The 25,753-nt window shown below is 50.2% G+C and carries 29 protein-coding genes; 12 read left to right on the top strand and 17 right to left on the bottom strand.

What is annotated here, in order from left to right:
* Positions 1-80 precede the first annotated feature (80 nt).
* The 5 genes from H8710_RS04445 to H8710_RS04420 form a co-directional block, all read right to left on the bottom strand.
* The gene (locus H8710_RS04445) at positions 81-962 is read right to left on the bottom strand and encodes a Gfo/Idh/MocA family protein (RefSeq protein WP_249294211.1); all 882 of its coding nucleotides are present in this window, start codon (positions 960-962) and stop codon (positions 81-83) included.
* A 57-nt stretch (positions 963-1,019) separates the two neighbouring features.
* On the bottom strand, positions 1,020-2,180 hold the full coding sequence (locus H8710_RS04440; protein ID WP_249294210.1) for an N-acetylglucosamine-6-phosphate deacetylase: 1,161 nt from the start codon (positions 2,178-2,180) through the stop codon (positions 1,020-1,022).
* Positions 2,181-2,194: 14 nt separating this feature from the next.
* On the bottom strand, positions 2,195-3,838 hold the full coding sequence (locus H8710_RS13445) for a TIM barrel protein (RefSeq protein ID WP_346727088.1): 1,644 nt from the start codon (positions 3,836-3,838) through the stop codon (positions 2,195-2,197).
* A gap of 51 nt (positions 3,839-3,889) precedes the next feature.
* The gene (locus tag H8710_RS04425) at positions 3,890-4,918 is read right to left on the bottom strand and encodes a Gfo/Idh/MocA family protein (RefSeq protein WP_249294209.1); all 1,029 of its coding nucleotides are present in this window, start codon (positions 4,916-4,918) and stop codon (positions 3,890-3,892) included.
* Positions 4,919-5,211: 293 nt separating this feature from the next.
* Positions 5,212-6,102 (bottom strand): AraC family transcriptional regulator, encoded by an 891-nt coding sequence (locus H8710_RS04420; protein WP_249294208.1) that lies wholly within the window; start codon positions 6,100-6,102, stop codon positions 5,212-5,214.
* Between the two features lie 157 nt (positions 6,103-6,259).
* Here H8710_RS04420 and H8710_RS04415 point away from each other — a divergent pair, with 157 nt between their 5' ends.
* Complete coding sequence (locus tag H8710_RS04415; protein ID WP_249294207.1) at positions 6,260-6,607, top strand: hypothetical protein; 348 nt, start codon at positions 6,260-6,262, stop codon at positions 6,605-6,607.
* Between the two features lie 260 nt (positions 6,608-6,867).
* On the opposite strand, the gene H8710_RS04410 is transcribed toward H8710_RS04415, so the two are convergent.
* Positions 6,868-7,662: a ZIP family metal transporter gene (locus tag H8710_RS04410; protein ID WP_249294206.1), complete on the bottom strand. Its 795-nt coding sequence runs from the start codon at positions 7,660-7,662 to the stop codon at positions 6,868-6,870.
* Between the two features lie 726 nt (positions 7,663-8,388).
* Positions 8,389-9,390: a LacI family DNA-binding transcriptional regulator gene (locus tag H8710_RS04405; RefSeq protein WP_249294205.1), complete on the bottom strand. Its 1,002-nt coding sequence runs from the start codon at positions 9,388-9,390 to the stop codon at positions 8,389-8,391.
* 311 nt (positions 9,391-9,701) lie between these two features.
* Between H8710_RS04405 and H8710_RS04400 the strand changes: the two genes are divergently transcribed.
* The 3 genes from H8710_RS04400 (at position 9,702) to H8710_RS04390 (ending at position 13,431) form a co-directional block, all read left to right on the top strand.
* On the top strand, positions 9,702-10,865 hold the full coding sequence (locus tag H8710_RS04400) for a Gfo/Idh/MocA family protein (RefSeq protein WP_249294204.1): 1,164 nt from the start codon (positions 9,702-9,704) through the stop codon (positions 10,863-10,865).
* Positions 10,866-10,988: 123 nt separating this feature from the next.
* Positions 10,989-12,158, top strand: a complete 1,170-nt coding sequence (locus tag H8710_RS04395) for a hypothetical protein (RefSeq protein WP_249294203.1) — start codon at positions 10,989-10,991, stop codon at positions 12,156-12,158.
* Positions 12,159-12,279: 121 nt separating this feature from the next.
* Complete coding sequence (locus H8710_RS04390; protein WP_249294202.1) at positions 12,280-13,431, top strand: hypothetical protein; 1,152 nt, start codon at positions 12,280-12,282, stop codon at positions 13,429-13,431.
* 52 nt (positions 13,432-13,483) lie between these two features.
* On the opposite strand, the gene H8710_RS04385 is transcribed toward H8710_RS04390, so the two are convergent.
* The 3 genes from H8710_RS04385 to H8710_RS04375 are packed head-to-tail and all read right to left on the bottom strand — an operon-like array spanning position 13,484 to position 15,279.
* On the bottom strand, positions 13,484-14,023 hold the full coding sequence (locus H8710_RS04385) for a GNAT family N-acetyltransferase (protein ID WP_249294201.1): 540 nt from the start codon (positions 14,021-14,023) through the stop codon (positions 13,484-13,486).
* Positions 14,024-14,058: 35 nt separating this feature from the next.
* Positions 14,059-14,418 carry a DUF4180 domain-containing protein gene (locus H8710_RS04380; RefSeq protein ID WP_346727087.1) on the bottom strand — a complete coding sequence of 120 codons (360 nt, stop codon included), beginning with the start codon at positions 14,416-14,418 and terminating at the stop codon, positions 14,059-14,061.
* Positions 14,419-14,439: 21 nt separating this feature from the next.
* Entirely contained in the window at positions 14,440-15,279 is an 840-nt protein-coding gene (locus H8710_RS04375; RefSeq protein ID WP_249294199.1) for a PHP domain-containing protein, read from the bottom strand.
* A gap of 455 nt (positions 15,280-15,734) precedes the next feature.
* Between H8710_RS04375 and H8710_RS04370 the strand changes: the two genes are divergently transcribed.
* From H8710_RS04370 to H8710_RS04350, 5 genes are all read left to right on the top strand, one after another.
* Positions 15,735-15,977 (top strand): hypothetical protein, encoded by a 243-nt coding sequence (locus tag H8710_RS04370; protein ID WP_249294198.1) that lies wholly within the window; start codon positions 15,735-15,737, stop codon positions 15,975-15,977.
* 171 nt (positions 15,978-16,148) lie between these two features.
* A complete protein-coding gene (locus H8710_RS13325; protein ID WP_283242767.1) occupies positions 16,149-17,159 on the top strand; it encodes a collagen-like domain-containing protein in 1,011 nt (336 codons plus the stop codon).
* A 137-nt stretch (positions 17,160-17,296) separates the two neighbouring features.
* Positions 17,297-18,103 (top strand): M55 family metallopeptidase, encoded by an 807-nt coding sequence (locus H8710_RS04360; protein ID WP_249294197.1) that lies wholly within the window; start codon positions 17,297-17,299, stop codon positions 18,101-18,103.
* 54 nt (positions 18,104-18,157) lie between these two features.
* Complete coding sequence (locus H8710_RS04355; protein WP_249294196.1) at positions 18,158-18,505, top strand: MmcQ/YjbR family DNA-binding protein; 348 nt, start codon at positions 18,158-18,160, stop codon at positions 18,503-18,505.
* Positions 18,498-18,839: an inorganic pyrophosphatase gene (locus tag H8710_RS04350; RefSeq protein WP_249294195.1), complete on the top strand. Its 342-nt coding sequence runs from the start codon at positions 18,498-18,500 to the stop codon at positions 18,837-18,839. The genes H8710_RS04355 and H8710_RS04350 overlap by 8 nt, the downstream gene beginning before the upstream one ends.
* Positions 18,840-18,909: 70 nt before the next feature.
* Here H8710_RS04350 and H8710_RS04345 read toward each other — a convergent pair whose 3' ends face one another.
* Positions 18,910-19,815, bottom strand: a complete 906-nt coding sequence (locus H8710_RS04345) for a DMT family transporter (protein ID WP_249294194.1) — start codon at positions 19,813-19,815, stop codon at positions 18,910-18,912.
* A 36-nt stretch (positions 19,816-19,851) separates the two neighbouring features.
* The gene (locus H8710_RS04340; RefSeq protein ID WP_249294714.1) at positions 19,852-20,664 is read right to left on the bottom strand and encodes a helix-turn-helix domain-containing protein; all 813 of its coding nucleotides are present in this window, start codon (positions 20,662-20,664) and stop codon (positions 19,852-19,854) included.
* A gap of 159 nt (positions 20,665-20,823) precedes the next feature.
* Here H8710_RS04340 and H8710_RS04335 point away from each other — a divergent pair, with 159 nt between their 5' ends.
* From H8710_RS04335 to putP, 3 genes are all read left to right on the top strand, one after another.
* On the top strand, positions 20,824-21,003 hold the full coding sequence (locus H8710_RS04335) for a hypothetical protein (RefSeq protein ID WP_249294193.1): 180 nt from the start codon (positions 20,824-20,826) through the stop codon (positions 21,001-21,003).
* Positions 21,004-21,162: 159 nt separating this feature from the next.
* On the top strand, positions 21,163-21,465 hold the full coding sequence (locus tag H8710_RS04330) for a hypothetical protein (protein ID WP_249294192.1): 303 nt from the start codon (positions 21,163-21,165) through the stop codon (positions 21,463-21,465).
* 196 nt (positions 21,466-21,661) lie between these two features.
* Positions 21,662-23,143, top strand: coding sequence for a sodium/proline symporter PutP (putP, locus tag H8710_RS04325; RefSeq protein WP_283242765.1), 1,482 nt, complete (start codon positions 21,662-21,664; stop codon positions 23,141-23,143).
* Between the two features lie 429 nt (positions 23,144-23,572).
* On the opposite strand, the gene H8710_RS04320 is transcribed toward putP, so the two are convergent.
* The 5 genes from H8710_RS04320 to H8710_RS04300 all read right to left on the bottom strand — a co-directional run bounded on the left by H8710_RS04320 (position 23,573) and on the right by H8710_RS04300 (position 25,728).
* Positions 23,573-23,974 carry a hypothetical protein gene (locus H8710_RS04320; RefSeq protein WP_249294191.1) on the bottom strand — a complete coding sequence of 134 codons (402 nt, stop codon included), beginning with the start codon at positions 23,972-23,974 and terminating at the stop codon, positions 23,573-23,575.
* A 21-nt stretch (positions 23,975-23,995) separates the two neighbouring features.
* Positions 23,996-24,391, bottom strand: coding sequence for a hypothetical protein (locus H8710_RS04315; protein ID WP_249294190.1), 396 nt, complete (start codon positions 24,389-24,391; stop codon positions 23,996-23,998).
* A gap of 39 nt (positions 24,392-24,430) precedes the next feature.
* Positions 24,431-24,868, bottom strand: a complete 438-nt coding sequence (locus H8710_RS04310; protein WP_249294189.1) for a hypothetical protein — start codon at positions 24,866-24,868, stop codon at positions 24,431-24,433.
* Between the two features lie 135 nt (positions 24,869-25,003).
* Positions 25,004-25,258, bottom strand: a complete 255-nt coding sequence (locus H8710_RS04305) for a DUF1871 family protein (RefSeq protein ID WP_249294188.1) — start codon at positions 25,256-25,258, stop codon at positions 25,004-25,006.
* Between the two features lie 5 nt (positions 25,259-25,263).
* The gene (locus H8710_RS04300) at positions 25,264-25,728 is read right to left on the bottom strand and encodes a hypothetical protein (protein ID WP_249294187.1); all 465 of its coding nucleotides are present in this window, start codon (positions 25,726-25,728) and stop codon (positions 25,264-25,266) included.
* Between the last annotated feature and the right edge of the window lie 25 nt (positions 25,729-25,753).

Here is a 25,753-nt window from a genome sequence, read left to right as displayed (position 1 = left end):
GTTTGCAGTTGAACGGGATTTTCGTATTTATGGATAAATTTATCACACTGTTGAGGCAGTTTTCTGAGAAATCCGGCGCATTACACGGAGATTTCAGCTCCGTTTTGCTCGTCGGAGCGGCGGATGGCGTCCAGCACGTCCACGTGACGGAAGAGCTCGTCGAAAGGCAGGGGTTTCTTTTTATCCCGGAGCATCCCAACGAAAGCGTCCAGCTCCAAGGCGTACAAAAATGACATGTCGATGTCTTTCCGGTAGATCGATTTGCTTCCAAAAACAGTGATGCAGTGGTCGGGGCAGCCGTTTAAATGCCCCGTGACGATCTTGTCGCCGTACCGGAAGGAGATGGCGGCGTTTTGAGGCGAAACCTTCTGCACCGACACGGACTGCACATCGTAGCCGAACACTTCCATCACAATGGTGACCAGATGGGGGCCGTAGAAAAAAATCCCGCTGTAGGGGCTTTCAAAGTCCCCGGGGAAGTTGACGCTGCCGCCCAGCACCTCCCCCATCACCCCAGTTTTGACGGCGTTTTTAGCGGTGACGACTTCGTAGTTGTAGGGGAACGACGAACCGCCGGTGAAAAGAGTTCCGTGCGCTTCCAGTGCCCGGCGGAGCGCGTCCCGGTCGTCTTTCGACGCAGTGATGGGCTTGTCGATCCAGACGGGCATGCCCCTTTCGATAAAGGGCATCACGTCCCGGGTGTGGAGCTTTCCGTCCCGGTAGTCGACCATGACGGCGTCCACTTCATCGAGAAGCTCCATGGGATCGAAAACAAGCTTCTCGATCCGGCCCAGGCGAGCGGTCTCGGCGGCGTGTTCCGGCGTGTCGTCACAGCCGCAGAGGACGGTGATGCGCATATCGGGATAGCGGTACTCCCCGGTTTTCGTGTCGGGAATATTGGCAAGCTGGGCAAAGGCGAGGGCGTGGGAATTTTCCGAGCCCAGAATACCTACTTTAAACATAACAATCATCCTTTCGGGAAATTGAGGCGAAATCAAGTGCCATAACCGCGTGTTTGGCTAAAAATTCAGATACCTGCCGTTCAGAAACACCCCTTTGACGTTAATGTCCTTGTCAAAAAGAACCAGATCCGCATCGTATTCCGGCTCGATGCGGCCTTTTTTGAGGCCTAGAACCTTAGCCGGGGTCGCGGAAGCCATCTTCACCGCGTCGCAGAGGCCCACACCGGCTTTTACGAAGGTGCGCACTAGCCGGTCGGCAGTTGCGATGCTCCCGGCGAAGGCGCTGTGGTCAGGCAGGAAGGCTACCCCGTCCTCGATGACGCAGGCCATACCATCCTCCTTGCGTCCAAGGATGGAGGGGCCGTCTGGCATTCCCGCCCCCCGCATGGAATCGGTGACAAGACAAATGCGGTCGGGGCCCTTGATTTTATAGATCATCAAAAGCAGCTCCGGCGGCAGGTGCATCCCGTCGGCGATGGTCTCCACAATAATGTTGTCCAGCAAAAAGGACGATTCGACGACGCCCAAGGAGCGGAATCCCCGCCTGCGGGTAATGGTGGACATACCGGAATAGAGGTGGGTCACCAGGCGGCAGCCCCGGTCATAGGCGGATTTCACGTCGGCGTACACCCCATCGCTGTGGGCGATGGAAGGAATGACATTCCGTCTCATCAGCGCCTCACAGAAAGCTTCCGCGCCCGGCAGCTCCGGCGCGTAGCTCCACCGTTTGACGATCCCCTCCCCCATTTCGAGGATTTCCTCGTATTCTTTCGGTTTTGGGGCCTTGATGTACCGGGGGTCCTGGGCCCCGCTCTGGTTTTGGGAGAAATAAGGCCCTTCCAGATGAGTCCCTGCGATATGAGGATAGTCCCCCTTTGCTTCCATCGCCGCGCCGATGTCCAAAATTGACCGCTTGAGGGCCGGAATGGCGCTGGCCAAAGTGGTGGGCAGGATGGTGGTGGTGCCGTGGCGGAGATGCGTCCGACAGCCCTCGAGAATCGGCTCCACCCCGCCGTCCATAAAGTCGTGGCCGCCGCCCCCATGGGTATGGAGGTCCACAAAGCCTGGGGAAAGAAAGCAGCCCTGTGCGTCAACCAATTCATCGAAAGGAAGCTCATTCCTCGTGACGACCAGGACTTTGCCGTCTTTCAGGTATAGATCACTGTCCCGGACGATTTCATCCATAACAAGAGCCGCGCCGGTGATTTTCGTAATCATACTTTTCCCCTCTTTCAAGCGCCTGCCGCGACGGCCATAACGGCGGCGTTGAGCCGCTCAAGGCAGAGCTCCGAGGCCTCATAGCCTCCGTCTGAGAAGGCGGCGCTTCCGGGACGTTTCAGCTCTTCGTCAGAGAGCTTGAGCTGGAGCCGGTAGTGGGTCTCCAGCACGATAAACCCGTCGTAGCCGTCCCGCAAAAGGGCGGAGAGCTGTTCGTTTAAAGGCAGCAGTCCATCTCCTAAGGCGCAGCCCTCGGCTTCACCGTTTTCTCCACGGACAGCGTCCTTCAGATGAACGTGGGCCGTATACCGCTTCACCTGTTCATAGCCGCCGGGATAGGGCGGGATAAAGGTCTTGTTGTAGATGTGGTTGCCTGGGTCCCAGAGAACCTTGACGTTTGGAAAGTTCATCTGCCGGAAGAGATAGGAGAGCTCCCCGGCGTTGCAGGCACTGACCGATGGGTCTGGTTCTACGAGGACGGTGAGACCCTTCTCCTTGGCCATAGCTGCCAACCTGCCGATTTGGGCGAGGATGAAGGGGCCGTCCTGCTCCACGCCGTTTTTCCGCCAAAAGGTAAAAGCCCTGATATACTTTGCCCCCGTTTTGAGGGCCAGGTCCATGCACTTTTTTGCAATTTGAAAATGCTCTTCCAGTTCTTCCCGGCTGTCGATGGAGCACTTGAAGATGGGCGAACTGATGGAACAGATGGAAAGCCGGTACTTGGCGGCGATTTCGTTGATTTTCCCGATGTCTTCATCGGTCAGCTCCTGAGGCTGTTTACCCCAGACGCCGCGGATTTCCAGCGCCTCGCAGCCGTATTCTGCCGCCAGTTTCGCCGCTTCCCCAAAATCCTGGGAAATTTCGTCGGAAATGACCCCTTTGCGGAAAAGGATGTCCCGCCCGCTCTCGGCGTCACAGAACATCTGAGCACTGGGATGGTTTTGCAGAATCGAAGCCGGACAGTCGGGAGTGACAGGGCCGCGGACGGTGTGGAGCACCGCTTCCGCTTTGGTGGCGGCAGGTACAGTGCAAATGAGGTAAGGGGCCGCAGTCAGCGCGGGGATGGTCAGGGTCAGTGCCTCTTTGGGAACCTCGTCGAGACTTCCAAAACATCCATCGTTGACCTGCTGCTGCCGGCAGACCGGGTCGAGAGGAACGGTTTTCACCTTCACCGGGTCGGAAAAATCCGCTACCCACGGGTCGTTGAAGGCGATGTGCCCGTTTTCGCCGATTCCCATGCAGACCAGGTCTACGGGGTGCTCCTCCAAGAGTTTCTCGTACCTGGCGCACTCAGCGGAAAGGTCGGCGGCGTTTCCATTGAGATAATAGACGTTTTTAAAAGGAAGCTTTTCAAAAATCCGCTCCCGCAGAAAGTTCCCGAAGCCCTGAGGCGCATCACTCGGCAGGCCAGTGTATTCGTCCATGTGGAAGCCGTTGACCCGCGTCCAGTCGATACCGGGAAAGGAAACGAGCACCTCCAGCATCTCGTTCTGGCTGGGGGCGGCGGCGAAAATCACGTTCACCTCGTCCTTGAGAGCCAAAAGCTCCCGAAGCTTCTCCCCGGCGGCGGTTCCGGCGGCTTTTCCCATTTCCTGACGATTACGGTAGATAAGGGTGATCAGCCTGCCGCTTTGAATTGTTTTGATAGCATTTATCATAGCAATATTCTCCTGAAAATCATGCGGGAAAATCGTCTTCCCCGCCTGTGACTATAAAATGATTTCTTTTCCCTCATTGGATGAACGATAGATAGACAGAATCATATCCACCGCGTGCCGGGCCTCTCTGGGAGTAATCATCGGTTTCCGGTCGCTTTGGATCGCGTCGGCTAAATCCTCCACCAGAGGCACATGGGAGACCATGGGGAGCTTTGTGGGGTCGTCCTTCATCTCGTAGACGGGGGAAACGATTTCCGGAGCCTTTTCGTCGCTGCCGATGATGGACCATTCCTGAATGCCTGCGTCGCTGACCACGATGGAGCCCTTTTCGCAGTGGATTTCCAGCCGGGTGTCCTGTGCAGGATAAACTGAGGTAGTTCCCTCAATGACACCCAGCGCGCCGTTTTTGAACTTTAAGAGCGCCACGGCGGTGTCCTCCACCTTGATGTCATGGACTTGTGTGGCGCAGTGGGCGGTCACCGACTGGGCTTCCCCGGCGAACCACAAGAGCAGGTCGACGCCGTGCACGCCCTGATTCATCAGCGCGCCGCCCCCGTCCAGCTCCCAGGTGCCCCGCCACTCACCGCTGTCGTAATAAGCCTGGTCCCTGTAGTATTTCAGGTAGGCTTCCGCCAAAATCACCCTGCCGAAGCGGCCGCTGTCCAAAGCCTCCTTGACGGCGGCGAATTTCGGGTCGCACCGCCGCTGAAACACGCAGCCCATTTTGACGCCGGAGCTTTCCACTGTACGGATCAGGTCATCCATCTTCTCCCCGGTGATTTCCATTGGCTTTTCACAGAGGATGTGCTTATGAGCCAAAGCCGCCGCCTTGCACATCTCCCCGTGCATTCCTGACGGGGTGCAAATTGACACCGCATCTACTTCGGGATCGTCCAACAGCTGGTGATAGTCGGTGTAAATTTTTTCTACACCGAACCGTTTAGCCGCCTTTTCCGCCCGCTCGGGAATAATGTCGCAGACAGCGACAAGTTCCGCATTCCGGGCGATTTTCAGCGCCTCCCCGTGTAGTTCCGAAATAACGCCGCATCCAATGATGCCCCATTTTATCTTTTTGCTCATTTCAATTCGCTCCTTTGCCGCCACAGCCGGAAAATCTTCCGTCCGCGTAATAATGTCTTTTTTTGCCTGAACGCCAGCGGGAAATATCCTTTTGCCCGCCCAGGCCGTATAAATCGGCCCGCATCCGAATACCTCCCCGATTGCCTCCATTATAACGCTTCCTCATCCGAAAGGATTGTCAATTTTTACGGTATTCTTGTAATATCTTACAAACAAAAACGCCGCCCGAATCAGGCAGCGTTTTACTCAATTAAGCTATGTGCTCTCTACTGTCACAGCAAAAGCGTTGTCTCTCATTCAACGGTTTTTCTGAACTGCAAAGGTGAAATTCCCACTTCCCGTTTGAATACCTTGTCGAAGTGGGCGTTGTCGCTGAACCCCACAGCGTAAGCGATCCCGCTGATAGACTTGTCGTCCCGCCTCAAAAGCTCTTTTGCCTTTTCCACCCGCACATGGCTTACATATTCAGTGAAGGTCCGCCCAGTCACATGCTTGAACACGTCGGAAAAATAAGAGGGCGACAGCATGGTCATCCTGCACATTTCCTCCAGGTAGATTTTCTCCGGATAGTGGACATCCACATACTCCTGCACCTGATAGACCGCTGTTTTGTATCGGTCCACCAGTGCCTTTTTCTTCCGGTCGATACCTCGGCCGTACTCCCTGGAAATGAGGGCCAGAATTTTCAGGAGGTTTGCCTTGACGATGAGCTGGTAATGTGGTGCTTTGCCCTCGTATTCCGCCATGATTTCCTCCAAAAGCAAAGCCACTGTCCGGGAAACCGGCCCGGCCAGTGGGAACAGAGGCTTTACCTCGTCCAGCTTTACGATAAACGGCTCAATGTAGGCGTAATCGAATAAATCGCTGCTTTTGCCTCCCGCCATATCCTCGTTGATAAAAGCCTCTGTGAAGTCCAGCCCAATCAGTACGCTGTCATCGTCCTCGGTCGAAACGGAATGGAAAATCCCCGGTGGAAGTACAAAAACATCTCCCATATGAAGTGTGTAGATCGTTCCGTTGAAATTGTGGACGCACTGCCCCTTTTTCACATACCACAGCTGAATATAATCGTGGCTGTGATATTCCTGGCTCGTTTTGGAACAAAAGCTGTAAATTTTGAATGGAAAACGCGGGTTTAAAATGTCTTTGGCCCGCAGATTCATGCTTTTTCCGTTGTCACTCATTTCGTTCCTCTTCTCTGTCCGGATACGTTTTGCTCCATGTATTTTGATAAGTTCTAATAGTGTTTCTATTTAAAAACCTTTGGCGACTACGTTTAAAATATGATGATAAAATTTTTTTATATTTTCCGTAAAGCGGGATAAAAGCGCCTTTGACACTTTGCAAACAGCTCTGCTGTTTGCTTGTGAGGTTATTATACCATATCCGCAAGCCCATAAGGCTTGCACGCCGCTTTCAGCGGCGCAAAACAGCTTTAGCTGTTTTTGTTATGGTGATAATCATCCACAAATCATTTTGCGAGACAAAATGATTGCGCCTGCGGCGCATAGCACACATTGTGTGATATTTGTGGATATTATACCCTATCCGCAAATTCCGCAGGAATTTGTAAGCGGGTTTACCCGCCGTAGTTCTGCTTTGGCAGAACCGGATAATGATAAAATAAACGCAATGTCAAAACACCTTGTTTTGGCAAGCCGCATTTATGCGGCCGAAGGTTTTCTGTGAAAGCCTTCGTTGATTGTGTTATTATACCATAATTTCATTGTGTAAAGCACAATGGGTGACATAGCCCAAAATTGTGATAAAATGTTCTCTTAGGTGTCCGAAGGCTTGTAGAACAAGGCTTTGACTTACGCCGTGAGGTTATTATACCATCTTCATTTGAGGTGGTCAATGGATTATTTCCACTGGACAGGGCTGATACATCTTATGTTCAAGAAAAAAAGGACAGCCAAACACTGTCCTTTCCAAAATCCAATATTCACTTATCCCAAGGCCACATCTAATATCATCATGACGATAAATCCTGCCATAACACCCATAGTTCCCACGTTGGAATGTTCTCCCAGATGCGCCTCCGGAATCAGCTCTTCGACTACCACATACATCATGGCGCCCGCCGCGAAAGCCAGCATCCAAGGCATCAAAGGCTGGATGAATCCCGCTGCCAGCACTACCAATACGCCGAACACCAGCTCGACAAGGCCCGACATACTTCCCATGAGGAAGGCTTTTCCTGAACTCATCCCCTCTTTTCGCAGAGGGAGCGCCACCGCCGCTCCTTCAGGGAAGTTCTGAATACCGATGCCGATGGCAAGAGCTGCAGCTGCTGTAATTGCCGCCGGATCATTGCCATTTTGTGCAGCCAGGGCAAAGGAAAGTCCCACTGCCATTCCTTCCGGAATGTTATGAAGGGTGACGGCAAACACCAAAAGCGTCGTCCGCTTCCAGGAGGTAGATACGCCCTCCGGCTTACTTGAACCTGGATGCAGATGCGGCAAAAGGCTGTCAAGCCCCATGAGAAAGAGGATACCTAAGATAAACCCCCCTGCCGCCGGAATCCAACCAATCTGCCCTTTCTGCTCCGCCTCTTCGATGGCGGGAATCAAAAGTGACCAAACCGATGCGGCGATCATCACGCCTGCTGCAAAGCCTAAAAAAATTCGCTGTATTTTTGGGTTTATCTCGTTGCGGAAGAAAAAAACTACCGCCGCGCCCAGCGCCGTCATCAGGAAGGTAAATCCTGTGCCGCCCGCCGCCCAAATAAGCGCGTCTCTCATTGTTTCATCACCATACCTTTCCGGTTTTGTGCATTTTTTGCAAAATCTGCCATCTGGCAGCATTTGCCGCACAATGGCAATCATATTTGGAAAATTCACCCAATTGTTAGAATAGACTTACTTAAAAATAAAAATCTAATTATTTTCAAAAAACAATATCTAATAAAATACTTTTGAATTATTCTAATATAATTATATGTTACATACATAAAAAAGTCAAGTATTTTCCGGAAATTTGTCTGTTCCAAAGGAGAAGGAAGGTAATCACAGCTTTTGGAAAACAGATAATACGACTGACTTAGCGAAAACCCATTCCTAAGTGAAACAAATGGCTTTGCTCGTTGTAAAGCTCACAATCGCGGGCCAACTCCGCTTAACCTCCCCCTCTTTGCCCGCTTTTCACAAGCACAAACCAGGTAGGCCCCAATATCTTTCCAGCGAAAACCTTCCTCCATATAAATCGTTTCCAGATAGCCGATAGTTCCGCCATGGGCACCTTCGACATAATCCCGCTTCAAGGCACAGTGTGACAAATTCATCGGCATTACGCTTAGCAAAGCGAAAAAAACGGCATTCTCGGAACTTTAGGGCAATTCTTTGAATTCACCGGACAAATCTCCCATTGCATGATAGGGTCAGCGCTTCATACCCAAGGCAGCTACAGTTTTTAGCTCCTTTCCACCAATTGCCGCCGGCAGATACGGGGAGAATCCTGTTTCCCGTCCTTTACATGGTCGAGCCGCGAACGATAAGCTCAGTCTCGAAAAAAATCTGCCGAGTCTCGGCAGCGGGGTTCTCGATTTTGTCGATGAGGATCTCGCACGCCTGGTAACCCATCTGGTAGCTGGGCTGTTTCATGGTGGTGAGAGCCGGATCGGTCATCAACGAAATGTCGATGTTGTCAAAACCAACAATACTCACGTCCTGGGGCACCAAAAGCCCCAGCTTGTTGGCAGCCTTTAGGATGGCAGCGGCATAAACATCGGAGATGGCGAAATAAGCGTCAGGGGCGTCCGGCGCCGACAGCACGTGCATGGCTTCCGACAAAGCCATGTCAAAACTAATACTTGAAAGGTGGGAAATCCAGTCTTCCCGAAGCTCCAATCCGCTTTCCAGAACAGCCTCCCGGAAGCCCGCTTCCCGATGACGGGAGTATTTGTGGGTCAAAAGGCTGTTCATCAGGGCGATTTTCTTCCGCCCGATGGACACGAGGTACTCCACCGCGGTTTTAGCGGCCTTGATATCGTCAATGCTCACAAAAGAAACTCCTACGCTTTCACAGTATTCCGAGCACATGACCACAGGGCACCGTGACGAAAGCTTGTCCAGAAATTCCGCATCCCGAACGCTGCTGATGAGCATCACGCCGGCACAGGGAAAGTTTTTGAGCATACTTTGATAATCTTCAAATGTCTGGTAAACACCCGCCGTCTGCATAGCAAGGGCATAATACCCTCTGCGGCGTGCAGCAGCCTGCACCCCGTCGATGACCCGGCTGATAAAAGGGTTCTTGAATTCGGGAATACTGAGTAAAATAGTCTTGCACCCGGGATCGGTCAGAGAGTCTCCTTCAGGCAGATACCCCATCTGTTCCATAGTAGAGAGAACCTTTTGCCTAGTGGCATCTCTGACATTGCCCGATCGGTTGATAATACGGGAGACGGTCGCAATGGAAACGCCGGCTTCTTTTGCCACGTCCATAATTGTAATTTTTTCAGATGACTTCATGGGAATCGAATCCTTTTCTGTTTGTAGTTTATTTTATAATAGAAAGTGAAATTAATGTAAAATTTACATTGTTATTATAACAAAAATGTTTCATTTGGAAAAGAGTTTTTTCAAAAATTGATGATTTCAACAAATAAATTCTGAATAACCTGTAATATTGTATATGTTGCCGAGAGATTCGTTGACAAAATGCTGGGTTAGCGCTACAATATTCCTGTAAATATTTCTGTAAATAATGAAAATTTTGCTAAAATAAATTTTTTATATCGCCCCACGAAAAGTGGGGCAGTTTGAAAGTCGAGGTTAGAAAGATGAAGAAACTACGAGTTGGCATCATCGGCGCGGGCTTCATTGGGCGACAGCATATCGAGGCTGTAGGACGGATTCCAGGGGCAGAAATTGTGGCCGCCGCCGACCAAAACCTTGAAATGGTCCGATCACTGAGCGAAGACAGCTTTATTCCCCACTGCACCAGCGACTACCATGAAATTTTAGACAACCAGGACATCGACGTAGTACATATCTGTACTCCCAGCAACACCCATTTTGAAATGAGCAAGGAGGCTCTTTTGAAAGGCAAACACGTCTACTGTGAAAAGCCTCTTTGCCTGGATACGAGGGAAACGGCGGAGCTTTGCCGCATCGCCAAAGAGTCGGGGCTGGCCCACGGTATCGACCTCAATTACCGATTCAACGCGGCAGTTCAGGAGATGCACTACAGAGTCAAGTCCGGCGATATCGGACGGGTTCTCACCGTTCACGGAGAATATCTCCAAGACTGGATGCTCTTTGAATCGGACTACGACTGGCGGGTTGACCCGAAAATCGGTGGTGCCTCAAGAGCGGTGGCCGATATCGGCTCCCATTTTTTCGACACTATGCAGTTTATCCTTGGCACTAAAGTCAAACGGATTTACAGCAAATTTATCAAGGCCTATGACACCCGCACTCATTCTCTAAACGACAACGCCACCACCTATGCCAAAGTTTTGGGCACCGTGGTGGAAGAGGTGGAGGTGAGCACCGAAGACGCGGCCTTCATCATTGCTGAGATGGAGGATGGAGTACCGACATTCATCAATATTTCCCAAATCTGCGCAGGGCACAAAAACGGCCTCGGCATCAACGTCAGCGGCACCAAAATGGGGCTGGAATGGGAGCAGCAAAATCCCGATAAGCTCATCATCGGTCACCGGAATTCCCCAAACGAGTACATCTTGTTGGGAGCTCAGAACATTTCGCCCGCAGTGTCCCGGTTCCTCCCCCTGCCCGCTGGGCATCCCTGCGGCTGGGTAGACGCCCTGAAAAACGCCATAAATGAGTTTTACATTTACATCCGCACTGGCAAATATCAGAATAAAAAGGTAAACTATCCCACCTTCGAGGACGGTCATCAGATTATGCAGCTCATAGAGGCTTGTATTCAAAGCGACGAGACCGGTTCCTGGGTCGAGCTGCCGGGTTCCATGGAGTGAATATGCGCCGCGGCGCCGGGGAAATCTCCGGCGCTTTTGTTTTGCCCGAACGATTGTGTTTTTCACAAAGATATGCTATACTGAATCTAATTACACAACTGCCACTACAGGAGGATACTTATTATGACAATTTGGAAAATGTTCACCGTCGGTATAAAAAATTGTATTCGCAACTGGAAAATCAGCCTGCTGTTTGGGGTTCTTTTGGCCTTGGGGCTCTCCCTTGTCACCTCAGTTCCCTCAACTATTCTGGAACTGACCGTGCAAAACTCCCATATGTATTCTGCGATGATCCTGCTTCCTTTTTTCTGGATCCTTTCTCTGGCGGTAGCCGTACTTCAACCGGCATTGACCACCCTGCCTCTGCTCACAGCCTATACCCTGCCCCCGCAAAACGGACCGCACACCTTCAAAGGCCGCTATTCGAAAAAATTTGGCCCGTTTCTGCTGCTGAGCCTCATATGGTTGGGAATCGGCGTGGCCATCGCCATCGTGTGGATAATCCTTTTTCTTATCTGCGCCCTTATTGCTGGCATTGCCACCATGTCCATACACTACTTTGAACCAAGTATGGTCTTCTTCCTGCTGATTTTGGCGATTCCCCTGTATTTTGCATTCATCGTTATGTCCTGTGCAACCTACTTTAGCTATATCGCTCTGACTACAGAGAATATCAAAGCCACAAAAGCCTTTACCCAGGGATTTAAGATGCTTTCGAAACATTTGGGCCGCAGCATCGGCAACTCGCTGGCATTCTCCCTCATGGCTGGCATCATTCCCGGCGTACTCGTGGGTTTGGCTTATTTCCTGACGGTATATGAATTCGCCTTTTCCAGAGTCATCCCCAGTATTTGGGTGGGATTGCTCCTGCTCTGGCTGGTGGGTCTGCTTTTGACGCACGCTTCCCAGACTGTCTACGCTGCCTCAATGGTGGAACTCTATCGAAAAAACTGGCTGGAAGACCATAATAATCCCTTCAGCGCCCTCATCCAAGCCATGCCAAACGACTTGCAGAACGCATCGGCACCCGGAAGCTGGAATACCCCCTCACAGACCTTTTTTGGAGCAGATGTCCCACCTGAGACACCTTCTTACGATGAATTTGTTCCCAAGGAAGCACCTTTCTTCGAAGAAACTTCTTCTGCTGCACCAGCTGTGGTTTGTCCAGAGCCTCAATCGGAGGTTTCTTCCCTCGAAACGGAATCTTCCCCTGTCCCAGACGCAAATTCTTCTCCCAATCGACCGGATGTGTCCAGCAATCCAGATGAGGGCTCAGCCACTCAACAATTATAGACAAATAAAAATCCCGCCAATAATGGCGGGATTTTTATTTTATATAAATAGTTGCATTTTTTTCCAAAATATGCTATACTATCCAAAAACAGATGTTCTATACTGTCAGGAGTGTTTTGTTATGTCAGCTATTGCCATCATCCGCGCTTCTCTACTGGACTACCGAAAAAGCTGGGCCAAATTGCTTATCTTCTATGCTGTCCTGAGCGGAATATTTCTGCTGCTGCAAATTTTTTTGAATCCCACTCTCACCCGCTATGCCTTTCAGTACAACGAGGTGGTAAGGCTGTGGTGCTATAACGCAAATATCGATTGGGGCCAGTCTGCAGAGCATTATGGCATAAACCTTTTGGGAATTTCCCTGTATTTCGGCAATCTCCTGCTGGGGTGGCTACAGTCCGCTGTAGTGGCGCTTCCCCTCTTGCTGATCCTCAAACGGCCGGACGCTTCCTTCAAAGACCAATATCGACATTTTATCAAAGTGTTTTTTCGGTTTTTCTCGTCGAACGTACTGATTTCGGTGTTTTTCCAAGCATATTTTTTGCTGGAAACCTTTTTTACTGGCCTGCCCTTCCGCCTAATCGGTTCCAGTACCGCTTCTACTCTTGCCATCCTAATCAGAGTCCTGTTTTTCTTTGTTTCATTGGCGCTTTTCCCCTTCTGGCTTTTTTACAGCACTTTCTGGAGCCTGTCCATCTTTGAGGACGGGCTCACTGTGTGGAGCGCGTTTAAACGCTGTTGGAGCCTGCTCACGGGACAGTTTTGGCGGAGCATCTGGACAATTGTCAAAGTCGTCTTTTTCATGAGTTTACCCGTTGCCATCCTGATAAGAGCGTTGGCGTTCTGGGAGGAGCAAACTTATGCGCTCACCAATTTTTTTATTTGGGTGATACTCGTATTCTCAACGCCGCTTGTCACCGCCGCCTACCGCCATATTTACCTGGCACTGGATGGCCGGGAAATATTTTTGCACAAAAGCAGAAAGTCCCTTTCCGACCGGTTCCAGGATCTTTCCCAACAGGTCTACGACCAGAAAAAGGCAATGGGGCTTTTAAGTGACGAAGAAGAGCATATTCTCCCCGATCCCATCACAGGGGAGCCTCTTTGGGCCAGCGGCGAGTATGAGGATAACGCTGTGGAATGGGAAGACGCGGCCGCAAGCCCCCCTGATTCTCCCAAAGATGACGCGCCTTCTGGAGAGATAAGACACCAAGATGATTCAGACGAGCTTGCTGACACTGATAAATCTAATGCTTTCAATGAACCTAGATAAATAACTGCAACAGCAAAAAATCCGCAAAAGTCCAAGGCTTCTGCGGATTTTATCACAGCTCTACCCAATAACGGCAGAATGTTTCTCCCTGAGACGTGGTCACGGTGTTTTCCAGCACACCTCCGTTTTTCAGAACGATTTTCTGAGATGGGAAATTTTCTTTCAAGCAGGTAATCAGCACCTTTTCCATCTTACGCTCTCGGCACTTGTCGAGGATGAGTCTCAGCTGCCGCGTTCCGTAACCTTTTCCACGTTCTGAAGGCCGAATGCCGTATCCGATGTGACCGCCGTTATGGAGCAGTTCCTTGTTGAGGCGCCAGCGGACACTGGCAGCACCCACGATTTTCCCGTCAGACGCCCTTGTGAGAAAATACAGGTTACTGGGAACCATCCCCCGGGGACAGGTGTCCTCTGACTCAAATTTGCGCTCCCGGTTTAACCATTCGTCATAAGTGAGGCTTCCCGATACCAGCGCACTTGGAATAATTGGGCCACCGTCCCGGAGCCATTCCCCCATCATGTCAGTATATTCTCTCCTGTGGAAAATGTCAGGACTTACCAACAGCAAAGTTTCTGTTTCCGATGCACTCATGCGATCACTCCTTTCTTTTTTACTACATTCATCCGTTATGCTTCCATAAGGCACCTGACCGCTTCATCCTGAGAAGGAACAAAAAATACGTCCCTGCCATTATTGCTTTCGTAGATGAAATCTCGAAGAGATTTGCTCCGATAACCGGAAAAATCCCCAAAAACAGCGATCTTTCCATGATAATTGATAAACTTTTGCAGAATCTCACCGGCAAGGCCTGTGCTCAGGATAAAAAAGTCCTCCGGAAGCGCTTCCTTCGGAACAGCCAGACGGCTGCATTCAAACTCGTACTGCGCTTCCATCAGGAGTTCCAGCGCCGACTGAGCGCTTGTAATTTGCGGCGAATCGCATTCGACCACCGCGACGATAAGGTTATTTTGTGCGATAATCTTCATTTTCATACCTTTTTGAGAAATCTACACCGGCAAAATACCTTCCAAGTTGAGGCCGCGTTTATCAGCCTCCACTGCGCCGATGTAGTACTCCACTCCTTTTACAAATTTTGCAAATTCCCCATGGGAATCGCTTCCCGCCGTAACCAACAGGCCGTGTTCTTTGCAAAAACGCAGCGCCAGCGCCGTAATCTCGTCACTGTGGGATGGATAGTAGCATTCCACCCCGTCGATGCCAAGTCCCCGCAGCCGCTCGAGATTTTCCACAAAGGCTTGTTTTTCGTTTGGCAGACGGTCGCCCGGATGGGCCAGAACCGCTTTGCCTCCCGCTTCATGAATAATGGAGCAGACGGTTTCTACCGACTCAAATGGCTGGCGGACCTTGATGCCATAATCGGCATAATAATGCATGCATTCAGGGTAATCAGCTGGATATCCTTTGCTCTTTAAGTAATCAATGCCCTTCCAGCCTCCGCGGAGAGGGTCGCGCTCATAATTCTCATATTCGGCAGGGCACAAATCTGAGTGGTCTTTGGACATAGCAGCAATAAGATCGACACTTAAATCCTCCATTACATGGGAGTTGAAAAGAAGCAGAGATTGGAGCGCCGTATTCTGCAAATCACAGCCATAAGCCAAAATGTGCAGGGTCTGCCCCCCATCCCTGGCATCGATCTCCACGCCGGGAATCAAATGAATCCCCTCTTTTTGGCAGGCCTCTATAAGCTGAGGATAGCTTTTGGTCGTGTTATGGTCGCACACTGAAATCAGTGTAAAGCCTTTTCGTTTCGCCTCCTGCGCCACAGCTTCAGGGGTCAGGGTCGAATCGGAAAAGGTCGTGTGTATGTGCAAATCTGTAAACATCTTCATTCCTCCTTGTGTTTCATAGAAAATCACCTTGCTAGGCCGTCGGATTTCACAATCACCGAGCAGGCAAAAGAAAAGCGGCGCAGGACAGCGATTTGCTCACCGTCCTACGCCGCGTATCATTAAATACCCTATGATATGGGAATAGGAGGATAAGCCCACTGCCCGTTGCCTGGCATGGACGCATAAACCGCTTTGGAATCACAGAAAAACGCTCCGCGCATTCCAGTTTCCTCCCTTACTGGTAAATTTTCGTATCATTGTACCACCGAAACAATGCCCTGTCAAGAAAAAAGTGTTTCTTTTTACAACTTCACCGATTTTCCTCTTTTCTTTTCCGCAAAAACCGTGTATAATATCCATAAATGCCGCACTTGATCCATCTACGACTTCAGACGTGGATGCAGAAAGAAAAGTTTCGTCCGCTTTACGCACCGAAAGGAAGGGTCTTTATGTGTAAATTACTCAGCTGGGCCAGAGAAAAAATTAAAACCTTCACCCTGATGGACATAGGACTTTTGAAAGTATGCTTATTGTCGCTAGGGCTGTTCATCGGTGTCCGCGCCGGTGAAAAAGGGCGAAAATTGTCTCCCTTGTTTTTCCTAACCTATTTGGGAACTATGGCGGCGCTCTTTTATCGGATGTGCGCCCGGCAAGAACTCATCCTCCCTGAACAGATGGAGGACGACGCATAAACACCTCTATTCTATGCAAAAAATCGCCCGGCCGTGCAGGCTGGGCTTTTTTAAAGAACCATCTTTTCCTGCCTTTCATATAATAGAAAAAGCACTACGCCGCCAATTCCGCATTCGAGGCCCTAAAAATTCTATAATTTGGCGGCTGATCAATGAAAGGCGGACATGAAAATGAACGTTTATAAATATAACTGTGATTGCTGTTGCCCCCCTCCCTCGGGCGGCGCAGTAGGACCAACAGGGCCTACAGGAGCCACAGGGCCGCAAGGTCCCACCGGACTCATGGGTATGACGGGGCCTACAGGTCCCACAGGGCTAACCGGCGCAACAGGACCTAGAGGCGCGACGGGAGTTACAGGTCCCAGAGGCGCTACCGGGCCACAGGGCCTGGTGGGATTCACCGGTTCTACTGGTCCTAAAGGCCCCCAGGGACCGCAAGGGCCCAGAGGATTCCAAGGCCCAGTTGGGCCGCAAGGACCCATTGGGCCTACAGGACCGCAGGGACCTCAAGGATTAGTAGGCTTTACCGGTCCGACCGGCCCGACTGGTGCTGCAGGACCCGCTGGAGCGCGCGGAGCTACGGGCGCAACGGGTGTGACGGGTGCCACCGGCCCTCAAGGGCTCGTGGGATTTACCGGTCCGACCGGCCCGACTGGTGCTGCAGGACCCGCTGGAGCGCGCGGAGCTACGGGCGCAACAGGTGTCACAGGTGCCACCGGCCCTCAAGGGCTCGTGGGATTTACCGGTGCTACTGGTCCTACCGGGCCAACTGGGATGTCTAACAACGATTATGCTCAGTATGTTGCCAGCGAAACAGTCTCCAACCAAGGATATATCGCCTTTAACCCTTACTTCCAGCGAGACAACGGCATAAACTTGGCGTCCAGCAGGATAACCTTCACCATTGAGCCAAGAGAAATCTATCTGGTTTCCTATACCATCAACGCCGCGGTATCGGAAAACGGCTACCTGGGCGTAGTCCCAATTTACGGCAATTCTGCTGAATATATTTACGCTAATTTCGGCATAAGAGCCCCTGGAAGTCCTTACGCCAGCGCCTCGGGCAGCTTTTTGCTTTATGTGCCTCTTTCCATTTTTCTCAGTTTTCGAGTTTTAACCAGTGATCCCGATCCTGTTCAGGCTTATGGGCAGGTGAGTTTTGTAAAAATCGCACCTCTATAATCACATTTGCGCTGCTGTAAAGTTTAATTCCTTTACGGCAGTTTTTTATCGGCTTTCGTTGACTTCGTCACGGACAGCTGTTATAATGATGGCAAAGAAGCGTACAACTGTTTCCGACGAAAAAAAGAGGAATCACTATGAATCGAAAAGCACGTTTTTTCATCGGCGTGGACTGCGAAGGCGCGGCCTGTGTGGTCGGTGAACCTCATAAAGGACTAAAAGACAGCGTGAACTACCCTTTCGCCGCCCGTCAGGCCGCTCTCGAAGCCGACGCCGCGGCAAGGGCGTTGTTTGACTGGGGCGCAGAGGAAGTCATCGTCTGGGACAATCATGGAAGCGGCGTAAATCTGGACTACAGCCTTTTGGACCCCCGCTGTAAAATCCTCCTGGGCAGCGGATGCAAAACCCGCTTTCCGGGCATCGACGGGAGCTTTGACGGCGTGCTGTTCATCGGCTACCACGCCCGGGAGGGCACTTCAAACGCCGTGCTGGCCCACACCTACAGTTCCCTGGCCTTTCAGTCCTACCAAATCAACGGGATGGAGGTAGGCGAGATGGAAATCGACGGCGCTTTTGCCGGAAAACACGGCGTTCCCGTCATCTTCGTTTCTTCTGACGACAAATGCGTGAGCCAGGCTAAAGAGCGGTTCCCCTGGGCGGAAACGGTGACAACAAAGGAAAGCCTCGGCTGGAACATGGCCCTGAGCCTGCATCCCCAGGCTGCGGCCGACGCCATCTATCAAGGCGTTCAAAAGGCTTGCGCGCGCCTTTCGCAAATGGAGCCTTTCGAGATAAAAGAGCCCCTATCGGTGGCAATCCGCTTCAAACGGATGGATGACGCGGCGGCGGCCTCCCTCTATGACCGGGAGCGAAAGCCCTTCGCCCTCCTGGACGGCTTTACCCGGACTGGGGTTCTGGATAGGCTGGAAGACCTGTTTTTGTAATGTTTGGAACAAAGTCCTTCATTACGGCATTAACTGCGAAACGGAGGAATCCCAATGACCCAAGAAAAATTACGGGACTATATGCTCACCTTTGCCGACGCGGAGGAGTACAGCCCTTTCGACGACACCGGGCCCATCTACCGCCACAAAAGTAACGGCAAGTGGTTCGGTTTTTTCGCAGAGCTGTCGGGAAAGCCCTGCGTCATCTTAAAATGCGAGCCTCTGGAGGCGGATTTCCTCCGGCAGGCCTATCGGGGCGTCACCCCCGGCTGGCACATGAACAAACAGCACTGGAACACGGTGGAATTATGTTCCGACGTGCCGCCCGAAGAAATCGAAAAGATGGTGCAGATGAGCTTTCGCCTGACCGCGCCGAAAGTGCAGGGGAAACGCCGTGGATGAGGTCCACAGCATCATCGGGCAGACAGTGGACGTTCTGGTCGACCGCCCTCTCGGCACCTATCATCCCCGGACGGACACCATTTTCTATACCGTGAACTACGGCTACGTCGAGGGCGTCATCGCCGGGGACGGCAGCTTTCAGGACGTGTACATCCTCGGGGTGGACGAACATCTCGACACCTTCCGGGGAACGGTGATCGCCGTCATCCATCGGTTGGACGACGTGGAGGACAAATGGGTGGCCGCCCCGGATGGCATGGCCTTCACTAAAGAAGAAATTATCGAGCAGACCCGCTTCGTAGAGCAGTTTTTTGAGATAGAAGTCTATTGTTAAAAAGAGTGCGCTGTACATGCAGCGCACTCTTTTTCATCAAACAGCACCTCACGGGCTGCCGCAATAAGGCTCACTCCCGCTGCCCTTTTCGCCCAAAGGGCAGCGGAATCTCCGACAGCACCAGCCCGAACAAAGTCAGCACCGTCCCGATGAGGGCTACGGCGGTGATTTTCTCCTTGAGGACCAGGGCAGAAGTGATGATGGTGACCACCGGGGTGAAGTAGATATAGACGCTGGTTTTGACGGCCCCGATATACTTGGTCGCCAGATTCCAGGTGACAAAACAGACCGCCGACGCCACAATGCCGAGAAACAGCATATTAAAAAAATTCAGGGGCTTTAAAAACAGCGCCCAGTCGGGGCTGAAGTCCATGAAGAACAGGGCCGGGATCATAAACACGATGCCGTAAAAGAAAATCCGCCGGGTGGTCTGGACGGTGTTGTAGCCGAAGTCGGCGATTTTGCGGACAAGTATCGAATAAACGCCCCAAACCGCCGCGGCCAAAACGGCCAGCAAATCGCCCAAGGGATTCAGCTTTAAGACGGTGCTGCCATTGAAGCTGATGAGCACGATACCGGAAATCGCCGCCACAAAACCCATGAAAAACTGAGGCCGCAGCCGCTCACCGTACAGGAAAAAGTGGGCGAAAATAGCGGTGAAGAAGGGCGCGATGGAAACGATGACACCGATGTTGGAGGCAAAGGAATAGGTCAACGCGATGTTCTCCATCAGGTAGTAAAGGGTCGTGCCGCAGAGCCCTGCCGCCATGAAGTAGAGCTCGTGCTTTCGTTCCCGGGGCCTGAACCGGTGAGGATAAAAGAAAAAGAGGGCCGCAAACCCGATGACGAATCGGACAAAGAGGATTTCCACCGGGGAAAAGTCCCTGAGAAGGATTTTGGAGGAGATAAAAGTGGTTCCCCAGACGAGGATGGTGAACAGGGCGATGATATGCCCTGCGGCGGTTTTCTGATTCATGGGTACGAAGTCCTTTCCGGCCTTAAAGCCATGTTGTCACTGGAAAATCTTCCGGTATTGATGGGGTGTCAGCCCAATGAGGCGCTTGAAAAAATTGGTAAAATGGCTCTGGTCGGTAAAGCCGCAGGCCATGGCCGCCTCGATGGGGAGGGTTCCCTGTTCCAGGAGTACCTTGGCCTTGCCGATCCGCACCGCCTCCAGATAGCTGTAGGGAGAAATCCCCTGCTCTTTGGTAAACGACCGGATCAGGTGGTATTTGCTCAGATGGACGGTCTGGGCCAGCTCGTCGAGGGTGACCGAACTCTGGTAGTGAGTGTCCAGATAGTCTCGCACCTTCTGCATGGGCTCGGAAAGCCCGATAGACCCCGGCTTTACGGCGGGAGCCATATGTTCTTCCAAAACCTGTTCGATGAGCAGAAAGAAAAGCTCCTCTTTTTGCAGGCCGCCCTCCCCCGCCTCAATCATACCGTGGAGCTCCCGCAGGACGGGGGCCAGCTCGCTTTTGTATGCCACCGGGGAGCAGAAACGGGGCTCAAAGGCCGTCCCAGTGATTTCCTCTGCCGTTTTCTCCATGACGGCGACAGGGATGTTGAGGCAGCGGTAGTCCAAGGGGCGCTCGTCCAGCTGGCGGCAGGTGTGGGGTTCCTGAGGGGAAATCATCAGAAGGTCGCCGCTGCCGACGATGTATTCCTTTCCGCCGCAGGTCAAATGCCGCCGCCCGTCTTCGATAAACCCAAGGACGTAGTACTCGTGGAAGTGGTTGGGAAACTGCTGCATCACCCCGCGGAAGGTGTAAGTTTCGATTTTAAGCTGTTCGTCGTAATGAACGGTGCGCATCTCGCCTGCCAAGTCGTCTGCCCCCTTCGTTTTCCCCATCATACCACCGGGCGGGCATAGGGGTCTTGTACGATGTTGCGGTGTCGGAAATAAATTTCTAAAAAGCTATTGATAACATGTAGTAACAAATTATATAACAAACTTGTAGCTACTTAAGGAGGTGTTATTTTAGTGGCACGACAAAAACCAGGGCCTCATCCAGAGTATCCCAAAGATCAGCTCGTCCGTATCCGGGTCGATGTAATCACCATGAAAAAAATTGACTGGTGCGCAGAAAGGCTGGACATGAACCGGTCGGAACTGCTCCGCTACGGTGTGGAAAAAATCTATGATGAGCTCTTTAAAAAATGAGAAGAAGCGGCGCTTCCCTAGCAAGAATCCGCCGCTTCCCCCAAAGGCACAGCCGCTTGAAAAGCAGTGTACATGAAATATTATACATCATGTACCTCCTCTTTTCAAGCGGTTGTGGGAAACGATTGCCATTTTTACCGTTTTGAAGGAGGATTTTCTATGAAAACCACTTTTATTGACCAACTGGAAGCCGCCTGTTCCGTCTGCTCCAGCGACTACGCCATGGAGATGCGCAAAAACAGCCCGGAATATAAGCAAAAAGACGCCGATTACTCCCAGCTGATGAAAAAGATCGGCAAATACCTCCCCGAGGAAAGAGAATCCCTCATCTTCCGATTTGAAGAGGTGTCTAATTGGCTCCGCTCCTTTGATGAGGACTGTACCTACCGCCAGGGCTTTTTCGACTGTGTTTCTCTGCTGCGGTGGATCGGGTTGCTGGAAAATCGGCCCGCTCTGCCATAAATTGACTGAAATCCCAATTTGTGCTTGCCTTTTGAACGAAAATCAGTTATTATATGAAGATAAGATGAATTTTCCTGATGATTTTGAGCGGATTCCCGGATTCATTCTCCCGGGTATGAAAAATCTTTGCCCTTTGCCTCAAATTTGGGTAAAACGGGAAAATTTACTTTAGAATCGACAAAAGGAGTTGGAACCTTTGCAAGTTAATGTAGGTGAATTGTTGGCATTTATTCTGTATTTTGTCCTCATGCTCGTCATTGGATTTGTCTTTTTCAAGAAATCCAAGGACTCCGGCGAAAAGGATTACTTTCTCGGCGGGCGGAGCATGGGTCCCTGGGTCACAGCCCTGAGCGCCCAAGCCTCTGATATGAGCGGCTGGCTTTTGATGGGCCTCCCCGGCTCGATTTTAGCGGCCGGCTTCGGCAAGGTGTGGATCGCCATCGGCCTTGCCATCGGAAGCTATCTTTCCTGGCTGCTGGTTGCCGGGCGTCTGCGTCGGTTTTCCCGTGCGGCAGGTGATTCCATCACGATTCCTCAATACTTAAACAACCGGCTGGCCTCGTCTAGCAAGGCGCTCCAGGTCATTAGCGCCTTCGTCTTTTTTGTCTGCTTCACCGTCTATGTAGCCTCCGGCTTCAAAGCGGGCGGAATTCTCTTTAATAAGGTACTAGGTCTGGACTTGGTGCCTTCGATGATTATTTTCGGCATCATCATTTTGGTCTACACCTTCACCGGCGGCTTTAAAGCGGTCTGCTGGACCGACTTTTTCCAGGGACTTTTGATGTTGGTGGCTATTGTTGTAGTACCGGCGGTGGTGTTCTTCACCAACGATTTGAACTTTGGAAATATCACGGCGGAGGTTCCAAACTACTTTAATTTCCTCCCCACCGGCAAACTGGATTGGGGCAGCGTTTCGGAAATCGTCTCCGGTCTGGCATGGGGTCTTGGCTACTGCGGCATGCCCCACATCCTCATCCGGTATATGGCTATCAAAAATAGCAAGATGATCAAAAAATCCCGCCGGATCGCCACTACCTGGGTGGTCATCACCCTGGCAGCAGCGGCCTGCATCGGTGTTATCGGCCGGGCTTACCTGCCGGAGCTCATCAGCGGAAACAGCGAGGAAGTGTTCATCCAGATGGTGCGGATTTTCCCCGGCTTTATCGCCGGTATCCTCCTCTCAGCCATTCTGGCCGCTTCGATGAGTACCGCCGACTCTCAGCTCTTAGTAGCTTCCTCCGCCTTTACCAGTGACATCTATAAGCCCATTATTCGCAAAAAAGCCTCGGACAAAGAGCTTTTGTGGGTCGGACGCCTGGTGGTTGCCGTGATTGCCATTATCGCATTCTTCATTGCCATTAACCCCAATGCCGGCAGCATTATGAACTTGGTGGAAAACGCCTGGGCAGGCTTTGGAGCCGCATTCGGCCCCGTTATCGTCCTGTCGCTCTATTGGAAGCGTTTTACTTACAAAGGCGCTGTAGCCGGTATCGTCTGTGGCGGCGCTACTGTAGTGCTCTGGCTCTGCTTTGCAACTGCAACTGGTATCTACGCCCTGCTCCCTGGCTTTGTGGTGGGTTTGTTAGCCTGTCTCGTGGGCTCGCTTCTCGACAAACAGCCTTCTCCCAAGGCGCTTGAAATTTTCGATGCCGCGATGGACCCCAACATCGACGACTGATTGTGACAAAAATCCCTCCGTTTAAAACGGAGGGATTTTTTCTAACTAAAGGCTGTATCGTCGAATCCGCCCAGGCTGCTAGGATAACGGCTCTTTGAGGAAAAGCAAATGGATAAAGAAGCTATGCCATAGCGTCTTTATCCATTTCCATATGAACTAAAACTTGCCAATTGCATATAATAATTAAAAACTTTTTCTTTTACTTCATCTTCTCCAAGACAATATTGATCTATTTTTCTTATTTCAGCATCTTTTTCATATGAATCGCAGATTAAATTAATTTCATCTAAAATCTCAAATTTAATAAAATTATCTTCTGCAATATGTACGGAAATACCGTTTTTAAATATAACTGTACCCCCATTTACCGTATCAGTATATTTTGTACCTGTTTTTAAAACATCGACTACCTCTTCAATAAGAACCGATTTATCCTTTATGTATTCTGCCTAATATTCTATTCAATCCATGTTCGCTCACTTCATACCCATTATCGATAAATATTCTGTAAGTATTCTTAAGTTTCTGTACATATTCTGCAGAATATTCTGTTCCCTTTAACACCAATTGTTTGGATGAATTTTCACTATTTAGAACCGCATCTGTAGCATCATAGGTATCGTTAAACGAACTTGTTGCCTTATCATCCAGCGCTTGATAAACTCCGGCGCTTCCTCGTTTCCCCTTCTCACTGTAAAGGGGCTTGACCTGCTGATAGGTTTTGTATCCCCCATACGCCGTCGCCGCCAGCCCCGCTGAACCAGCCAGTGCTGCAAAGACAGCGGTTCTTTCAGGCAATAAGCACTGAAACAGGCGATGAGGGTAAATCATTGCCTTTTGGTCTGATTGATTTTATGGCAATAAGTCCGGATGTATCCTATCATTTACCTGTATCAGATCCTTCCGTGTAAAATAGAAATAGAACGAATCACCACAGTTTTGTAAATTGTCCGTAAAAATATAGTAAATGTCTTTTTCCACCAAAACTTCAATTAAGTGACAGTTGCCTATCATAACATCTTCATTAATAGCCTTGCACATAATGCTTTCTGGTGTTCTATCCTCAACAACTTTTCCAAATAATGCAATTTTGCAATTATACTTTTCTCCTTCTTCCATGAACTCAAAGTTATCAATACTAACAAGTGCCGAATCATCAAAACATAAATCTACAGTCCCTGTCGCCTGATTCTTTAATTCTATATCTCTAGTAGCTTGCGAATCTATAATTTTGATTACTTTATACATTACTTTTACTCCTTTTTCACTGAAATTAATACTAATGCTCTATTTCTTAAGTGGATAAAATGAAACAATATATCCGTTCGTTCCATAAGCAACTCTATATGTACTGCCATTATATACATAATCAGCAAACAGCCCCCTGGCGCTACTGCCTGTTTTAACCGGAGCAGATTCTAAGACTTCTTTCAATACTTGTGGAACATCTTCAATATTTCGCAATGCAAAATCTTTAGCATGCTTTTCTAGGATGTGTAATAGTCCCGACTGCGCATTCCCTTTTTCTAACCAGACAAGCTTTCCATCAACTGTTTTGGTTACTGCAATCACATCGTCCAGATTATACTTGACACCGCTTTCAGCCAATTCGTCCAGTAGATCCTGCGGTTTCAGGCTGCTGGTTCCTTTGGAAACACCGGCGCCTCCACCCTTGACCTCACTGCTCTCAACAACCCTCTTTCCCTTGTAGTAGGAATTTACCATGTCCGGCGCTTTGTACGCCCCATACGCCGTCGCCGCCAGCCCCGCTGAATCCAGCCAGTGCTGCAGGGACAGCGGTTCTTCAAGGGAGTAACGAAGAAGCTATGCTATACGCAGCATAGCTTCTTTTTCAAATATCTATTTTCTTAGCGCTAAAATCTTCGTTGCTACTGTTATGCAATCAGTAATTTCGGAATTATAAATATTAGAACCAAATGCATTCAAAAAAATGGCATTTATTGTTGAGGCCAGCAATCCAACGCTAACGTTCTTTTTATCATCAATAAATTTAATTATTTTTTCTGCTTCTGCCTCATACTCATTATCTGGAGCTAATGGAAATAAATCAATTGGATCCCATTCATTTATAATTTTGATAATATCTTTATTCATATTTTTTACTCCTCAAATAGTTTAGATATGATTTCTAGCATAGAATCATCGAACTGAGCGCTTCCCCACGTCGTAATTAATTTTCCTTCTTTACTTACTTTCGTAACATAAGCAAATTTGCTGCCAGAGTTTTGAGATAAAACCTTGCCATTTTGTATAAAACTTTCTACAAATTCATGGGATAATCCTCTTTGATTCATACGTTCCATACCATGTTCAGCATACTGGTTCCAATCTATCTTGATATCAGGTTTTTCAACATAAATACCCATCTTACCAAAATCATCTCCATACTGTGCTATGGATGCATTGGCTTTTCCGACGCTAATCTCATTGCTCCCTAAATACTTCTTATTCTCGTAATAGGAACGTACCATGCCAGATGCCTTGTATCCCCCATACGCCGTCGCCGCCAGCCCCGCTGAATCCAGCCAGTGCTGCAGGGACAGCGGTTCTTCGGGAAACAGCAAATGGATAAGGAAGCTATGGCATATG

This window comes from Fumia xinanensis, assembly GCF_014384905.1.
Lineage (GTDB): Bacteria > Bacillota > Clostridia > Oscillospirales > Ruminococcaceae > Fumia > Fumia xinanensis.
The sequence above is the reverse complement of the archived record's forward strand: the minus strand, read 5'-3'. Positions and strand labels throughout refer to the sequence as shown.

What these genes read in the sequence shown, in the direction of transcription:
- H8710_RS04440 (WP_249294210.1), bottom strand. Translation starts at nt 2,180, where the DNA reads ATGATTACGAAAATCACCGGCGCGGCTCTTGTTATGGATGAAATCGTC.
- H8710_RS04370 (WP_249294198.1), top strand. Translation starts at nt 15,735, where the DNA reads ATGTGTAAATTACTCAGCTGGGCCAGAGAAAAAATTAAAACCTTCACC.
- H8710_RS04420 (WP_249294208.1), bottom strand. Translation starts at nt 6,102, where the DNA reads ATGAGTGACAACGGAAAAAGCATGAATCTGCGGGCCAAAGACATTTTA.
- H8710_RS04375 (WP_249294199.1), bottom strand. Translation starts at nt 15,279, where the DNA reads ATGTTTACAGATTTGCACATACACACGACCTTTTCCGATTCGACCCTG.
- H8710_RS04425 (WP_249294209.1), bottom strand. Translation starts at nt 4,918, where the DNA reads ATGAGCAAAAAGATAAAATGGGGCATCATTGGATGCGGCGTTATTTCG.
- H8710_RS04395 (WP_249294203.1), top strand. Translation starts at nt 10,989, where the DNA reads ATGACAATTTGGAAAATGTTCACCGTCGGTATAAAAAATTGTATTCGC.
- H8710_RS04400 (WP_249294204.1), top strand. Translation starts at nt 9,702, where the DNA reads ATGAAGAAACTACGAGTTGGCATCATCGGCGCGGGCTTCATTGGGCGA.
- H8710_RS13325 (WP_283242767.1), top strand. Translation starts at nt 16,149, where the DNA reads ATGAACGTTTATAAATATAACTGTGATTGCTGTTGCCCCCCTCCCTCG.
- H8710_RS04380 (WP_346727087.1), bottom strand. Translation starts at nt 14,418, where the DNA reads ATGAAGATTATCGCACAAAATAACCTTATCGTCGCGGTGGTCGAATGC.
- H8710_RS13445 (WP_346727088.1), bottom strand. Translation starts at nt 3,838, where the DNA reads ATGATAAATGCTATCAAAACAATTCAAAGCGGCAGGCTGATCACCCTT.
- H8710_RS04330 (WP_249294192.1), top strand. Translation starts at nt 21,163, where the DNA reads ATGAAAACCACTTTTATTGACCAACTGGAAGCCGCCTGTTCCGTCTGC.
- H8710_RS04320 (WP_249294191.1), bottom strand. Translation starts at nt 23,974, where the DNA reads ATGATTTACCCTCATCGCCTGTTTCAGTGCTTATTGCCTGAAAGAACC.
- H8710_RS04390 (WP_249294202.1), top strand. Translation starts at nt 12,280, where the DNA reads ATGTCAGCTATTGCCATCATCCGCGCTTCTCTACTGGACTACCGAAAA.
- H8710_RS04410 (WP_249294206.1), bottom strand. Translation starts at nt 7,662, where the DNA reads ATGAGAGACGCGCTTATTTGGGCGGCGGGCGGCACAGGATTTACCTTC.
- H8710_RS04445 (WP_249294211.1), bottom strand. Translation starts at nt 962, where the DNA reads ATGTTTAAAGTAGGTATTCTGGGCTCGGAAAATTCCCACGCCCTCGCC.
- H8710_RS04305 (WP_249294188.1), bottom strand. Translation starts at nt 25,258, where the DNA reads ATGAATAAAGATATTATCAAAATTATAAATGAATGGGATCCAATTGAT.
- H8710_RS04310 (WP_249294189.1), bottom strand. Translation starts at nt 24,868, where the DNA reads ATGGTAAATTCCTACTACAAGGGAAAGAGGGTTGTTGAGAGCAGTGAG.
- H8710_RS04345 (WP_249294194.1), bottom strand. Translation starts at nt 19,815, where the DNA reads ATGAATCAGAAAACCGCCGCAGGGCATATCATCGCCCTGTTCACCATC.
- H8710_RS04315 (WP_249294190.1), bottom strand. Translation starts at nt 24,391, where the DNA reads ATGTATAAAGTAATCAAAATTATAGATTCGCAAGCTACTAGAGATATA.
- H8710_RS04405 (WP_249294205.1), bottom strand. Translation starts at nt 9,390, where the DNA reads ATGAAGTCATCTGAAAAAATTACAATTATGGACGTGGCAAAAGAAGCC.
- H8710_RS04355 (WP_249294196.1), top strand. Translation starts at nt 18,158, where the DNA reads ATGACCCAAGAAAAATTACGGGACTATATGCTCACCTTTGCCGACGCG.
- H8710_RS04360 (WP_249294197.1), top strand. Translation starts at nt 17,297, where the DNA reads ATGAATCGAAAAGCACGTTTTTTCATCGGCGTGGACTGCGAAGGCGCG.
- H8710_RS04385 (WP_249294201.1), bottom strand. Translation starts at nt 14,023, where the DNA reads ATGAGTGCATCGGAAACAGAAACTTTGCTGTTGGTAAGTCCTGACATT.